General features: G+C 71.6%; 11 protein-coding genes. 2 read left to right on the forward strand and 9 right to left on the reverse strand.

What is annotated here, in order from left to right; translation table 11 throughout:
* The first annotated feature begins 9 nt into the window (after positions 1–9).
* Entirely contained in the window at positions 10–2,583 is a 2,574-nt protein-coding gene (locus tag AC1DW3_RS15455) for a protein kinase domain-containing protein (RefSeq protein ID WP_477932410.1), read from the forward strand.
* 27 nt (positions 2,584–2,610) lie between these two features.
* Here AC1DW3_RS15455 and AC1DW3_RS15460 read toward each other — a convergent pair whose 3' ends face one another.
* Genes AC1DW3_RS15460 through tsaB form a run of 7 tightly spaced genes read right to left on the reverse strand, consistent with a single transcriptional unit; the run spans position 2,611 to position 9,222 of the window.
* On the reverse strand, positions 2,611–3,861 hold the full coding sequence (locus AC1DW3_RS15460) for an FCSD flavin-binding domain-containing protein (RefSeq protein ID WP_477932412.1): 1,251 nt from the start codon (positions 3,859–3,861) through the stop codon (positions 2,611–2,613).
* Entirely contained in the window at positions 3,858–4,163 is a 306-nt protein-coding gene (locus AC1DW3_RS15465; RefSeq protein WP_477932414.1) for a c-type cytochrome, read from the reverse strand. Before AC1DW3_RS15465 ends, AC1DW3_RS15460 begins: the two co-directional genes overlap by 4 nt.
* 11 nt (positions 4,164–4,174) lie before the next feature.
* Positions 4,175–5,254 (reverse strand): class I SAM-dependent methyltransferase, encoded by a 1,080-nt coding sequence (locus tag AC1DW3_RS15470; RefSeq protein ID WP_477932416.1) that lies wholly within the window; start codon positions 5,252–5,254, stop codon positions 4,175–4,177.
* A complete protein-coding gene (locus AC1DW3_RS15475; RefSeq protein WP_477932418.1) occupies positions 5,251–7,320 on the reverse strand; it encodes a putative bifunctional diguanylate cyclase/phosphodiesterase in 2,070 nt (689 codons plus the stop codon). The genes AC1DW3_RS15470 and AC1DW3_RS15475 overlap by 4 nt, the downstream gene beginning before the upstream one ends.
* Positions 7,317–8,033: a uracil-DNA glycosylase gene (locus AC1DW3_RS15480; RefSeq protein ID WP_477932420.1), complete on the reverse strand. Its 717-nt coding sequence runs from the start codon at positions 8,031–8,033 to the stop codon at positions 7,317–7,319. The genes AC1DW3_RS15475 and AC1DW3_RS15480 overlap by 4 nt, the downstream gene beginning before the upstream one ends.
* 23 nt (positions 8,034–8,056) lie before the next feature.
* A complete protein-coding gene (gene rimI / locus AC1DW3_RS15485) occupies positions 8,057–8,542 on the reverse strand; it encodes a ribosomal protein S18-alanine N-acetyltransferase (protein ID WP_477932422.1) in 486 nt (161 codons plus the stop codon).
* Positions 8,539–9,222 (reverse strand): tRNA (adenosine(37)-N6)-threonylcarbamoyltransferase complex dimerization subunit type 1 TsaB, encoded by a 684-nt coding sequence (gene tsaB, locus AC1DW3_RS15490; protein ID WP_477932425.1) that lies wholly within the window; start codon positions 9,220–9,222, stop codon positions 8,539–8,541. The genes rimI and tsaB overlap by 4 nt, the downstream gene beginning before the upstream one ends.
* Positions 9,223–9,245: 23 nt before the next feature.
* On the opposite strand from tsaB, the gene dacB reads away from it, so the two are divergent.
* Complete coding sequence (gene dacB, locus AC1DW3_RS15495) at positions 9,246–10,631, forward strand: D-alanyl-D-alanine carboxypeptidase/D-alanyl-D-alanine endopeptidase (RefSeq protein ID WP_477932427.1); 1,386 nt, start codon at positions 9,246–9,248, stop codon at positions 10,629–10,631.
* Here dacB and AC1DW3_RS15500 read toward each other — a convergent pair.
* Together AC1DW3_RS15500 and AC1DW3_RS15505 are read right to left on the reverse strand one after the other, a co-directional pair.
* Positions 10,628–12,211, reverse strand: coding sequence for an EAL domain-containing protein (locus tag AC1DW3_RS15500; RefSeq protein WP_477932429.1), 1,584 nt, complete (start codon positions 12,209–12,211; stop codon positions 10,628–10,630). The genes dacB and AC1DW3_RS15500 overlap by 4 nt on opposite strands.
* Positions 12,212–12,283: 72 nt before the next feature.
* Positions 12,284–12,709: an SET domain-containing protein-lysine N-methyltransferase gene (locus tag AC1DW3_RS15505; protein WP_477932431.1), complete on the reverse strand. Its 426-nt coding sequence runs from the start codon at positions 12,707–12,709 to the stop codon at positions 12,284–12,286.
* Positions 12,710–12,753 lie beyond the last annotated feature (44 nt).

The following is a 12,753-nucleotide window of genomic DNA, read 5'->3' on the forward strand; positions in this document are numbered from 1 at the left end:
CCGGGCGCCATGCAGGCTGAAGCAGGCGACGCCGCGGCGCTGGCCGGCCTCAGGCTGGGCGCCTGGGTGCTGTCGCGCCGCATCGGCAGCGGCGGCCTCGGCGAAGTCTGGGAAGCCGAGCGCAACGACGGCCTCTACCAGGCCTATGCCGCCATCAAGCTGCTGCACGGCGACAGCGCCACGCCGGCTGTCGCGCGGCGCTTCATGCGTGAACGTGCGGCGCTGGGCCTGCTCACGCACACGGGCATTGCCGCCCTGCTGGACGCCGGCGTGCAGGCCCCGCATGCCTTTCTCGTGCTCGAGCTCGTCGAGGGCCTGCCGCTGGCCGAGCATGCGCGCGCCGCACTGCCTACCGTGGCCGACCGCGTCGCCCTGCTGCTGCGCGTGGCCGAGGCGGTGGAATATGCCCACGCCCGCCTCGTCGTCCACCGCGACCTCAAGCCCGCCAACGTGATGGTCACCGCCGCGGGCGTGCCCAAGCTGCTGGACTTCGGTCTGGCGGCCTCGCCCGGCCAGGATGCGGGCGAGACCCGCGCCGGCCTGACCCCTGCCTATGCAGCGCCCGAGTTCATCGAGGCCGATGCCACCGGCACCGCCGTCGACGTCTTTGCGCTGGGGGTCATGCTCTTCGAGCTGCTGACCGGCTGCCTGCCTTTCGGCGCGCGCGCCGACAGCCGCGCGGCCATGGAGCATGCCGTGCTGCACCAGCCGCCGCATCGTTTCGCGGCGCTGCTGGCCGGCCCCGAAGACACGGCCGGGCCTGGCCGCCCGCGCGACGCGCGCCGCGCCCGCGGCGACCTGGAGGCCATCGCCGCCAAGGCCCTGCAGAAGTCACCGGCCGAGCGCTATGTGAGCGTGCACGCCTTCATCGAGGACCTGCGCCGCTGGCAGGCGCTGCGCCCGGTCGCCGCACGCCGCAACCGGGGCTGGCGCCACCGCAGCAGCCTGCTGCTGCGCCGCCATGCGCTGCTGGCCGGCCTCAGCGCGCTGCTGCTGGTCAGCCTGACGGCCGGCATCGCCACCAGCCGCTGGCAGTGGCGCGAGGCCGAGACCGCACGCCGGCGCAGCGACAGCGTCACGCGCTTCGTCACCCAGCTGCTCGCCGACGGCAGCCGCCCGGACCGGGACCGCACGCCCAGCGTGCTGGAGCTGCTGGACGGCAGCCGCGGCCGGCTCGACCAGTTCGCCGACGACCCCGCCACGCACCAGCAGCTGCTGGAAGTGCTGTCACGCACCTATATGGCGCTGAACCGCTTCGACCATGCCCTGCCCCTCGGCGAGCAATGGCTGGCGCTGGCACGCCAGCAGCATGGCGAAGACGACGCCGCGGTGCTGCAGGCCCGGCTCAGCCTCGGCCAGGTGCACCAGATCATGGGCAACGACGACGAGGCCATTGCGCTGCTGGAGCCCATCGCCGCGCCCCTCGCGCGTCATTTCGGCCCCGACAGCGAGGAAGTGCGGCTGCAGCTGTTCAGCCTCGCGGCCGACTACATGCACAGCCGGCGCCTGGCCGAGGCCGACCGCGCGCTGGAGCGGGTGCGCGTGCTGACCGACAAGCTCCACCCCGGCGACGAGCTGGAGCGCGCCGACCTGCTGCAGAACCTCAGCGTGCTGCGCCAGCGCCAGGGGCGCATCGGCGAGGCGCTGGCCGTGGTGCGCCAGACGCAGCCGATGTGGGCCAGCCCCAACCCGCGGCTGTCCCTGCTGCTGCTGGTGCTGCGCCGCGCCGAGATCGTGCTGATGGGCGAGACGGCCGAGTTCGATGGCATCGCCGAGCGCACCGAGCCGCTGCTGGCCGACATCCGCCGCGTGCTCGGCCCAGGCAACGACCTGACGCTGCAGACCTTCAGCAGCGTGGCCCTGACCCAGCAGCTGCAGGGCCGCCACGCCGACGAACTGCGCACCCGCGAGCGGCTGCTGGCCGAGGCCGGCGCCGATGGCCTGGATGCCGAGTCGCTGCTGCTCTACCGCGTCGAGCTGCAGGGCGCACGGGCCCGCCTGGGCCGGCCCGACCTGGCAGCCATGCAGGCCCTGGTGGCCGAGGCCGGCGCCCTGCCCGCCAGCAACCGGCGCGGCCGCAGCCTGCTGGGGCTGATCGACGCCGCCCTGGCTGCCGGCGACAYGCCCTTGGCCGTCGAGGCCCAGCGGCGCCTGCACGAGCTGCCGGTCTCCGCTGCCCTGGCCAGCCCCGGCAACCGGTTGGCCAGGGTCGAGGGCCGGCTGGCGCGCGCCCGTGGCGAGTTGGCCCGCAGCGCCGACCTGCTGGTGCCGCGCCTGGCGCAGCTCAAAGCCACGCCCGACATCGGCGCCGTGCAGATCTGGGCCGCCCATCTCGACGTGGCCCTGACCGCCGTGCTGCAGGGCTCTGCCGGTGCCGCCCAGATGCTGGCGCAGGCGCGTGCCGCCCGACCGGCGGGGCTCGCCGCCGGCCACAACCTCGACTTCGTCAGCCAGTGGCTGGAGGCGCGCCATGCCGCGGCCGGCGACGAAGCCCCGGCGGTGCGCAGCGCCTGGGCCGCCCTGGTCGCCCGGCGCGGCGCCGGTCCAATGACGCTGGGCAGCCTCGGCGGGCTGTTGCCCTAGGGCCTGTTCGCACTACGGCAACGGGCCCTAACTGAGCGCCAGCGTGTCGGCCCAGATGTTCTCGGCCCAGGCCAGTGCCGTTGCGCCCTCGGCGGCGCTGGCCGCCGCCGACACGCCGCCGGCACCCGGCACCGGCTTCATCGTCTTCTCCACCGCGTCGTACTGGTGGATGGAGGCCACGTGCATGGCGTCCTGTGGCGTGACGAAGCTGTAGCAGGTGTTCATCACGACCGGCGCCGGGTTCACCGACTCGCCCTTGAGCAGTTGCAGCACCGCCGCCACGGCGAGCTTGGCCTGCTGGTTGGCGAGGTGGCCGGACTTGGGCATGCCCGACGGCGAGAAGATGGCGTCGCCGACGACATGCACGCCAGGCGCCGCCTGCGCCTGCATCGTCAGCCAATCGATGCCGACCCAGCGACCGTTCACGTTGGCGAAGTCGCGCGCCAGGCCACCGGCGCGCTGGGGCGGAATGAGGTTGAGCACGTCGGCCTTCACGTCCTCGAACTCGAAGCGCGCCGTACCGTCGGCCAACACCTCCTTGAGTTCGGCATTCGGCCGGTACTCCAGCACACCGGCGTGATGCTGGGCGAAGGCGCGCTCGAACAAGGCCTTCTTGCTCTGCACCTCGGGGTTGGCGTCCAGCAGCAGCAGCTTGGCGCGGGGCTTGGCGCGCCGCAGCCAGGACGCGATCAGGCAGGCCCGCTCATAGGGCCCGGGCGGGCAGCGGTAGGGCGCCTTGGGGATGCTCATCAGCACGACGCCGCCCTCGGGCAGGGCCTCCAGCTGGCGGCGCAGGGCCAGCGTCTGCGCGCCGGCCTTCCAGGCATGCACGGCACGGCCGCTGTCCAGCGCGGCGGCGAGGCCGGGCACGCCGTCGAGCATGAAGTCGATGCCGGGAGCGAGCACCAGCCGGTCCCAGGCCAGCGTGCTGCGATCGGCCAGGCTGAGCGTCTTCGCGGCCGGGTCGATGCCGACGACCTCGCCGCGCAGGCGCTTCACGCCCTGCGCCTCCAGCGAGCCATAGCCATGGGCGATGCTGACCGGGTCGCGCGCGCCGGCGATGACGAGGTTGGACATCGGGCAGGAGATGAAGCCCTCGTTGCGCTCCACCAGCGTCACATCGACGGCCGGGCCGCCCCAGAGCTTCAGGTAGCGGGCCGCCGTCGCGCCGCCAAAGCCGCCGCCCACGACGACGACGCGGGCCGCGCTGGGCCTGGACGTCGCGCAGCCGGCCAGCGCGAGGCCGCCCGCCGTGATCAGTTGGCGCCGCGCGATCATGGCTTGGCCTGCGCGGCAAAGTAGGCGGCCACGAGGCGCAGTTGCGCTTCGGTATAGCCCTTGACGATCTGCGGCATGACGGTGCCGGCCTGGCGTCCGTCGCGGTAGTCAGCCAGCAGCTCCAGCATCACCTCGGCCTTCATGCCGGCCAGCGGCGGCATGACCTTGCCGCGCGGCCGGCCGTTGCTGCCATGGCAGTTGGCGCAGGTGGCCGCGAGGCTGCGGCCGACGTTCAGGTCCTGTGCCAGCGCCGGGGCGCACAGCAACAGCAGAGGCATCAACAACAACAGCCAAGCCTTCATCACAACCCCTTTCAGAGCTTGTGGGAACGGTCTCCGCGTTCAAACCCCAGCGCGTCGAAGGGCGCGTCCAGCGGCGCGAAGGCTATCACCTTGAACAGCTCACCCATCTCGTGCTCGGCCAGCAGGCGGTGCGCCATGGCGCGCTCACCCAAAGAGGCGCCGGCCAGCAGATCAGCGATGCCGCAGTTGAGCAGGAAATTGGCCTGGCTGGTGTAGCCCAGCACGACGAGGCCGGCATCCTGGCCGGCCAGCGCCGTGCCGGTGAAGTTGACGTGGGCCGTGATGTCCTTGTCGCCGACGGCCACCAAGGGATCGGCATCCGCCAGATGGCCCTGGTGGCACATCAACGTGCCGCCGCGGCGCTGCGGGTGGTAGTACTCGCCTTCGGGGAAGCCATAGTCGATGAAGAAGGCCGCGCCGCGCTTGAGCGTGCGGGCCAGCGTCGCGATGAAGGCCTCGCCCTGGGGGTGGATCTCGGTCACGGTGCCGGGCACGAAGCCCGTCTCGATCGGCGGCCGCAGCATGCTGTCGCGGTCCTCGAAGGCAAAGCCCTCGCCCGCCGACACCACGCCCCGTTCGCGCCAGACCTGGCCGTCGAAGGCGATCAGCTGCACCGGCATCGCGTCCAGCACCTCGTTGCCGATGACGACGGCCTCCAGCTCGGCGGGCAGCGTGTCCAGCCAGTCGACGCGGTCGCCCCAGTGAGCGAGCCGTTCGCGCTGACGTTCGCGCAGCTCGGCCGACAGCTCGACGATGCGGTAGCGCGCCAGGCCGGCGCCCAGCGCATCCAGCTCGGCGATCAGCTGGGCCGCGAGCGCCCCCGAGCCGGCACCGAACTCGACGACGTCGCGGCAGCCGCTGGCATCCATGGCCTGGGCCAATTGGCGCGCCAGCGCGCGGCCGAACAGCGGCGACATCTCCGGCGCGGTGACGAAGTCCGAGCCCTCGCTGGGCATCAGGCCGAACTTGCGCCGGCCGCCGGCGTAATAGCCCAGGCCGGGTTCGTACAAGGCCATGGCCATGAACCGGTCGAAGGGCAGCCAGCCGCCGGCCGCGGCGATCTCGGCATGAATTCTGTCGACGAGCTTCACCGGGCCTTCACCCACGCCTCGAACTCGGCCACCGGCATCGGCGCACCCACCAGCTCACCCTGGAACTGCTGGCAGCCCCAGCTCGCCAGCAGCTGCCATTGCGCGGCGCTGCGCACGCCCTCGGCCGTGACCGTCAGGCCCAGGCCGACGGCCATCTGCACGATGGCGCGGGTGATGGCCTGGGCGCCGACGTCGTCGGGCAGGCGGGCGACAAAGCCCTGGTCGATCTTGAGCTTGTCCAGCGGCAGCTCGGTCAGATGGGCCAGCGAGGTGTAGCCGGTGCCGAAGTCGTCGACCGACACGGTCAGGCCCAGCGCGCGCAGTTGGGCCAGCGTCGCCGGCGCGTGGGTGATGTCGTCGATGAGCATGCGCTCGGTCAGCTCCAGCTCCAGCCACTGGCCTTCGGCGCCGGACTCCTGCAGCACGCGCTTGACCGTGTCGGCGAAGCCGTCCAGATGGAACTGGATGCGCGACAGGTTGACGGCGATGCGCATGGCGCCATGGCCCCGCGTCAGGCCCTTCTCGCGCCAGCGCCGCGCCGTCACGGCGGCTTCGCGCAGCACCCATTCGCCGAGGTTGAGCATCAGGCGGTGACGCTCGGCGACGAAGATGAAGGCGTCCGGCGACAGCAGGCCGCGCTGCGGATGGCGCCAGCGCAGCAGGGCCTCGGCGCCCGACAGCTGGCCCGTCGTCGCCTCGACCTGGGGCTGGAAGAAGAGCTCGAACTCGTTGTGCGTCAGCCCCTGCGCCAGTTCGGCCTCGAGCACGAGGTCGGCATAGGCCGTCTCCGCCAGGGCCGGCTCGAAGAACTGGTAGGTCGCACGGCCGCGGGCCTTGGCGCGGTACATGGCCGTGTCGGCATGCTGGATGAGGTCCTCCGCCAGCCGGCCATCGTCCGGGTAGACGGCCACGCCGATGGAGGGCGTGACGGACAGCGCGCGGCCATCGGCCTTGACGGGCACCTCGACGACGGACAGCAGCGCGTCCAGCACCACCTTGATGTCGTCGCGGCTGGTCAGGTCGCTCAGCAGCACGACGAACTCGTCGCCGCCGAAACGGCCGACGAGGTCGCTGGCACGCAGCGCGCCGACGAGACGCTCGGACACCGTCGTCAGCACCTGATCGCCTTCGAGATGACCCAGGGAATCGTTGACGCGCTTGAAATTGTCCAGGTCGATGAAGAGCAGGGCCAGCATCTCGCCCTTGCGCTCGGCGCGCCGCATCAGCAGGGCCATGCGGTCCAGGAAGGCGGCCCGGTTGAGCAGGCCGGTCAGCGCGTCGTGATGGGCCAGGTGCTGGATGCGGGCTTCGCTGGCGAGTCGGTCGCGGATGTCGCGCACGATGGTCATGCGCAGCTTCTCGCCGTCGCGCTCGATGGTGCGCACGATGAACTCGACCGGGATGCGCGTGCCGTCCTTGTGCGTGACGGCGGTCTCGTAGCGCAGCTCGCGCCCGAGGCGCATGACCTCCTTGACCTTGTTCAGCTCGTCCTCGGCAATGAAGGACAGCACATGCCGGCCGATCATCTCCGGCAACGTGTAGCCCACCAGCTCGCAGCAGGGCGGGTTGACGTCGGTCGTGATGCCGTCCTTGTGGAAGAGGATGCCCTCCACCGTGGCCTGCATGAACTTGTCCAGCCGCGCTTCCGACTCGCGCACCTGACGCTCGGCCAGGCGGTGCTTGGTGATGTCGTTGATGAGCACGCAGCTCGCCACCGGCACGCCGTCCTCGCCCAGTTGCGGAATGAGGTGGACCTCGATCCAGCGCGGCGTGCCGTCGGCCTCGGGCAGTTCGCGCTCGTAGCTGACGGCGATGCGCTCGGACAGCACGCGGTCGACCGAGGGCTGGATGAAGGCCGCCGCTTCGGGGCCGATGATCTCGGCGAAGGTCTTGCCCAGGATGCTCTGTTCGGTCAGCCCGAAGGCGCCGGCATAGCCGCGATTGGCGAACAGGCAGACCTGGGTCTTGGCGTCGTACAGCGCAATCCAGGCCGGCAGATAGTCGGCCAGCAGCTTGAAGCGCGCGGCCTCGTTCCCCAGGGTGGATTCAGCCCCGGCCGTCGTCATGCTTTGGAGGTCATGCGGGCCAGACACAGGTCGTCCCAGGCACCGGCCTTGTCGGCCGGCGAGCGCAAGAGGTAGGCGGGATGGTAGGTGACGACCACGGCCAGGTCGCGCCACAAATGCACGCGGCCACGCAGCTTGCCCAGCGGCTCGGCCAGGCCGGTCAGCCGGCGCGCCGCCTGCAGGCCCATGGCCAGCACGACGCGCGGCTTCAGCAGCTCGACCTGGCGGGCCAGCACGGCCTCGCAGGCGTCCAGCTCGGCGGCCTGCGGCGGGCGGCCGCGCGGCGGGCGGCACTTGACGATGGGCGTCACGAAGGCGGTGGCAGCGTCGCCGTCGCGGCGCTGGCCGGCGGCCAGCAGCATGCGGTCCAGCAGACGGCCGGCGTCGCCCCCCAGGGCCTCACCGGCGGCATCGTCACTTTCGTCCGGCGGGTCGGTGACGACCAGCCATTGCGCCTGCTGCAGCGCGCCCGTGCCGAAGACGGCGTTGCGGCGCTGCTCGCACAAGCCGCAGGCGCGGCAGCCGGAGACGGCCTCGCGCAGGGCGGGCAGGTCGAGGTTCGCGAAGCTCGACGGCACGGCGGGCGCCGCCACGCGCACGACGACCGGCGGCGGCGCGGCGACGACGATGGGTTCGGGTTCGGCCTGGATGACGTCGACGGCCTGCGCCACCGCACTCGCTGCCGGCACGCGCAATCCCATTTCGGCCAACATGGCCCTTTGTCGATCGTCCCAGCTCATGCGGCCGCCACCATCAGGCTCATCAGGATGGCGTCCTCGCGCGGCCCCTGCTGCACCGGGTAGTAGGCGCGGCGCCTGCCGACCTCGGCAAAGCCGTAGCGGCGGTAGACGTCGCGGGCGCGCTCGTTGCTGACGCGCACCTCCAGCCACAGCTGCGTGAGGCCGCGGCGGCGGCATTCGCCCACCAGGCGGTCCAGCATGGCGACGGCCAGGCCCCGCCCCTGCCAGGCCGGCACGACGGTGATGTTGAGCAGGTGCATCTCGTCGACGCCAGGCATGGCCACCCAGTAGCCGAGCAGCTCGGCGCGCGCCCCGCGCAGCACCTCGGCCGGGTAGGCCGCTGCCAGCGAGTCGACGAAATTTCCATGTGTCCACGGCACCGGATAGGCCTGGCGCTCGATCGCGATGATCTCGGTCAGGTCGGGCACCCGCATGGCCGCGGCCTCGAAGGGCGGCAGGTTGCGCTCCAGCAGCGCGCTCATGACTTCTGTTCTCTCTCGGCCGTCGTCAGTGCGACCTTGTCGCGCACATAGACGGGCAGTGCCTCGGCGGCGTCGCGCGTCTCGCCGCGCTGCCAGGCGGCCAGGGCGAGTGCGCCCAGGGCCGCGGCGCGCGAGCGGGCCTGGGGCCAGGCTTGCGGCAGCACGCCCAGGGCGTCGGCGTATTCGCCCAGGGCCGTGCCGGCGACAGCGGCGGGCTGGCCCCAATGAGCGGCCAGCGCCTCCGGCTTGTAGAGGGCCGGCGCCTCGACCATGGCCCAAGCGCCGTCAACCCAGCGGTAGCGCGCCGCATAGATCTCGCCGATGCGCGCATCCATGGCCACCCAGAGGTCGTCGCCGGCGCCCTGGGCGCGAGCGTCCTCGGCCACCAGCATCAGGCTGTCGATGGCCAGCACCGGCCGGTCCAGCCCGAAGGCCAGGCCCTGGGCCACGGCGCAGGCGGTGCGCAGCCCGGTGAAGGCGCCCGGCCCCTGGCCGAAGGCGATGGCGTCCAGATCGGCCATTGCGACACCCGCGCCTGCCAGCAGGGCCTTCACCTCGGGCAGCATGCGCGCCGAGGCCTGGGCACCACCCTGGGCCTCGAAAACCCGGGTCTGCCCCTGGGCCACGAGGGCCAGGGCCATCGTGTCGGTCGAGCTGTCGAGAGCCAGGAGAGAGGGCATCAACCCAGTGTAACTTTCGGGTCATGCGCAAACAGGCGGTGGGATGGGTATTGGCGGGGTGCATCCTGGGGGTCCAGGCAGCGGAACCGCTGCCGCTGTCGGTCCAGGTGGCGCTGCGCCAGGCCCAGCTGCCGCCGACGGCCCTGGGCGTCGTCGTCCAGGCCCTGGACGAGGCCAAGCCGCGGCTGGCCTGGCTGCCGGACGCCCCACTGAACCCGGCCTCGCTGACCAAGCTCGTCACCAGCATGGCGGCCCTGGACACCCTGGGCCCGGCCTGGCAATGGCAGACGCCGGTCTGGCTGACCGAGGACGGCGGCCTGGCCATCCAGGGCAGCGGCGACCCGCGGCTGTCCACCGAGCGCCTCTGGGTCGGGTTGAGGCGCCTCGGGGTGAGCGAGCTGCGCGGCCCCCTGCGCCTGGACCGCAGCGCCTTCACGCCCGGCAGCGCCGAGCCCGGCGACTTCGACAACGAGGCCTGGCGAGTCGGCAATGCCCTGCCCGAGGCCTTGCTGCTGAACGCCAAGGCGGTGAGCTACACCGTTCGCATCGATGGCCTGCAGGCGCGCATCACGGCCGAGCCGGCGCTGGACGCACCGGTCACCGTGCCCACGCTGGCCGGCGCCTGCGGTGATTGGCGCGGCGCCTTGAAGCTGCAATGGACGCCCGGCCAGCGGCCGCGCTTTGCGGGCAGCTACCCGGCCGCCTGCGGCGAGCAGACCTGGACGCTGGCCGACCCCGACCCGGCCACCTACCCGGCACGGCTGCTGGCGCTGATGCTGCGCGAAGCCGGCATCGCCTGGCGCGGCGAAGCCATCGTTGACGCGCCCGCACCCACAGCCGCGCCGACGCTGCTCTGGCCCGGCCCGACGCTGGGCGAGGCGATGCGCGACATGAACAAATACAGCAGCAACCTGATGGCGCAGCAGGTCCTGCTCAGCACCGCCCGCGCCGCCGGCGTGCCCACCCCCTCGCCCGACACGGCGGCCACCTGGCTGCAGGCCTGGCTGGACGCCCATGCCGGCACGACGCCACCGACCCGCGTCGTCAACGGCTCGGGCCTGGCGCGCGAGACGCGCATCACCCCGGCCCAGCTGGCCGCGCTGCTGCGCTGGGCCTGGAGCCAGCCCTGGATGCCCGAGCTGCTGGCCTCGCTGCCGGTGGCGGGGCTGGACGGCACGCTGTCACGCCAGCCCGGGCGCTTCGGCGCCGCGGCCGGGCGGGCGCATCTGAAGACGGGCTCGCTGCGCGACGTCGTCGCGCTGGCTGGCATCGTCGATGCGCCCTCGGGCAGGCGCTGGGTGCTGGTGGCCATCGTCAACCATGCGCAGGCGCAAGCCGCGCGGGGTGTGCTGGATGCGCTGCTCAGGTGGGTGGCGCAGGACGCCCCGGAGGCCAAGGCGGCGCGCTAGACGGGCGGCGCGGCGGCGCCTTGGGCCGCGAGCCCCGCCTGCAGTTCGCCGAACGGCAGCGGCTTGCTGAACAGCCACCCCTGGGCGTATTGCACGCCATGGTCGCGCAGGAAGCGCGCCTGGGCCTCGGTCTCGACGCCCTCGGCAATCATCGCCAGCTTCAGGTCCTTGGCCATCTCGATGATGTGCAGCGCGACCTGGCTGGTCGCCGCCTCGGTGCCGATCTTGTCGACAAAAGACTTGTCGATCTTCAGATAGTCCAGCTCGAAGGTCTCGAGATAGGACAGGCTGGAGTAGCCGGTGCCGAAGTCGTCGATGGCGACGCGAATGCCGTCGGCCCGCACCTGTTTCACCATCTCGCGCGCCACATCGGCATTCATGAAGCCGCGCTCGGTGGCCTCGACCAAGAGGTTGCCGGCGGCCGCGCCCGTCTGCCGCGCCAGCTGACCCAGCAGCTCCAGCGTATGGTGGGACTGCAGGTCGGCGGCCGACAGGTTGATGGCCAGATGAAAGTCAGCGTGGCGGCTGAAGAGGCCGGCTGCGTCTCTGCCCGCGAGGCGCAGGACCTCGGCCGTCACGCGCTCGATGAGGCCACTCTCCTCCGCGACCGGGATGAAGAGGTCGGGCCGCACCAGCTCCCCGTTCGGCCGGCGCCAGCGGATCAGCGCCTCGGCGCCGACCCAGCGACCCGTCGCCAGGTCCACGATGGGCTGGTAGACGAGGAAGAACTCCTGGCGGCGCAAGGCCACCTTCAGCACGGCCGGCAAGGCCAGCTGCAGGCGCACCGCGCGCAACAGCGCCCAGACCAGCAGCGCGCTGGCGACGAGGCCGGCGGGCACCAGCACCAGGGCGGTCGATCTCGTCCGGGCCTGCAGGTGCTGGATGGGCAGCGYGGCCACGACGACGGTCGCATAGCGCCTGGACTTCACGACGGCGACGATCTGCTGGCCCTCGATGAAGGTCGTTTCCTGGCGCCCGCGCAGCTCGTCCATCCACTCGACGCGGATCGAGCCGCGCGCGCTGCGCGTCTGCCGGTTGTCGGGCGTGATCGTTGCGAGCGACAGATCGCCTTCGCTGGTCGACACGTCGATGGGCAAGTCCTTGTGGATGATGGCGGCGAAGCCCTCGCGCTCGACCACCGTGAAGGTGACGCCCTGGGCGAACGGAAACACCACATTCCTGCGCACCTTCGATCCCGTCGACGTCTGGATGTCGGGCCTGCCGATATCGAACTGCGCCTCGCTGCTGCCACCGCCCAGGGACGAGCAGATCAGCCGGTCGCCGCGCACCCTGCCGATGGCCTGGATATAGCTCGACGCCAGATCGATCTTGCGCATCAGCGCGAGTTCGGCCGGGCCGCAGGCCTCGTTGCCGGCCTTGGCCAAGCGGGCGATGCCCTCGTAGATCTGGTCGGCCGAGCTGTCGGAGTGGTGCAGGGCGTCCCTGGCATAGCCCAACACGCGCGCCAGCTCCGCCTCCTCACCCTGGCGATTCGCGACATGCAGCGCGAGCAGGATGGGCATCGCGATCGCAAACAGCCCGGCAATGATCGTGATCAGCGTCGCGGTCGTCTTGGTCATCGGTGGTCCAGTAGGGCGCCGAGGAACGGGGTTGACACCCCTGCGAAGGGCATGATGCCATTGGCGCCAGCGTCAGCCGCCGAACACCTCGACGCCCATGCCGTCGAACCAGGTGTTCTGATCGGACTCATGGCCGCCACCGACGGCGTTGTAGTTCACCGTCAGCTCCTCGTCGGCAGCGATGTCGCGGATGGCGATGAAGCGCAGCACCCGCGATGCGGCGTCGGCCTCGTAGCGCATATTGGCCGGGTTCTCGTGGTTGTAGAGGCTGCCATAGCCGAGCGCCAGGCAGTGGGCCGCATCCGTACGCGCCAGCACGCCCCAGTTGAAGAGCAGCTTGCGGACCTCGTCGGGCACGGATGCATAGGAGCCGGTGAACAGCACCACCGGGCAGGCCTCGACGGTCTCGCCCTTGGCATGGGCTCGCGCCGCATAGGCGCCACGGCCTTTGGCGGTGCCGGTGTCCTGGATGTAGACACTGGGCAAAGAGATGGGCATGGGCGGCACGGTCGACGTGGAGGAAAGGCGGATTCTGGATGCAA

The organism is Roseateles sp. P2_H4, from assembly GCF_056403315.1.

Coding starts and splice junctions, on each gene's coding strand:
- AC1DW3_RS15480 (WP_477932420.1), bottom strand. CDS start 8,033: ATGTTGGCCGAAATGGGATTGCGCGTGCCGGCAGCGAGTGCGGTGGCG.
- tsaB (WP_477932425.1), bottom strand. CDS start 9,222: ATGCCCTCTCTCCTGGCTCTCGACAGCTCGACCGACACGATGGCCCTG.
- dacB (WP_477932427.1), top strand. CDS start 9,246: ATGCGCAAACAGGCGGTGGGATGGGTATTGGCGGGGTGCATCCTGGGG.
- AC1DW3_RS15475 (WP_477932418.1), bottom strand. CDS start 7,320: ATGACGACGGCCGGGGCTGAATCCACCCTGGGGAACGAGGCCGCGCGC.
- AC1DW3_RS15465 (WP_477932414.1), bottom strand. CDS start 4,163: ATGAAGGCTTGGCTGTTGTTGTTGATGCCTCTGCTGTTGCTGTGCGCC.
- AC1DW3_RS15505 (WP_477932431.1), bottom strand. CDS start 12,709: ATGCCCATCTCTTTGCCCAGTGTCTACATCCAGGACACCGGCACCGCC.
- rimI (WP_477932422.1), bottom strand. CDS start 8,542: ATGAGCGCGCTGCTGGAGCGCAACCTGCCGCCCTTCGAGGCCGCGGCC.
- AC1DW3_RS15460 (WP_477932412.1), bottom strand. CDS start 3,861: ATGATCGCGCGGCGCCAACTGATCACGGCGGGCGGCCTCGCGCTGGCC.